Annotated in this window: 1 protein-coding gene; it reads left to right on the top strand. The window is 54.3% G+C overall.

The annotated features are described in order from the left end of the window. Positions 1-352 precede the first annotated feature (352 nt). Positions 353-551, top strand: a 199-nt coding sequence (locus CKO12_RS14540; RefSeq protein WP_476695836.1) for a cupin domain-containing protein, incomplete at its 3' end; no start/stop codon positions are given.

The raw sequence follows: 551 nt of genomic DNA, 5'->3' as shown, positions 1-551 counted from the left end.
ACCTGCGGTGCGCGCCTAAATACGGCAGGGAACATGGTTTGGCTGTGGCAACCTGGCAACCACCAGGCTGGGGAAAAACTGCCTCTTGTCATATTGTTGTAAACCTTATGCGTCACTAGAGACCTCCAAACCCGCCCCCAGGTCTGGCTGCATCTGTGTGGAGGTATAGGCGCCAGGTATGGTGCCATTAGGCCTCCAGGGATGGATCCACGGTGTCCTCCACACCTAAGCAGCTCCAGCTCAGCGGGAGGAGTTTTAAGAGGCGTCCCACTGTACTTGGGTTGTTTATGATGTCAGAATATAAACACGTTTATCGTTAGCTTGGCCAGAATAAGCAACATAAGGAAGAAAAATGAGCGAAGAGACCCGACTGACTCTACCCATCGCCCAAATGGCGCTGGAGAATGATAAATTCCGCAAGGTAGTGTGGACCGGCGAGAAGACTCAGCTGGTGGTGATGGCCATCCCCGAAGGGGAGGATATAGGTGCCGAAACACACGAGGGGCACGATCAGCTGCTCTACTTCGTAGCCGGCAGTGGCAGGGCCGAGA

The sequence above is a fragment of the Chromatium okenii genome (assembly GCF_016583745.1).
GTDB lineage: Bacteria > Pseudomonadota > Gammaproteobacteria > Chromatiales > Chromatiaceae > Chromatium > Chromatium okenii.
This window is presented reverse-complemented; position numbering and strand designations above follow the sequence as displayed.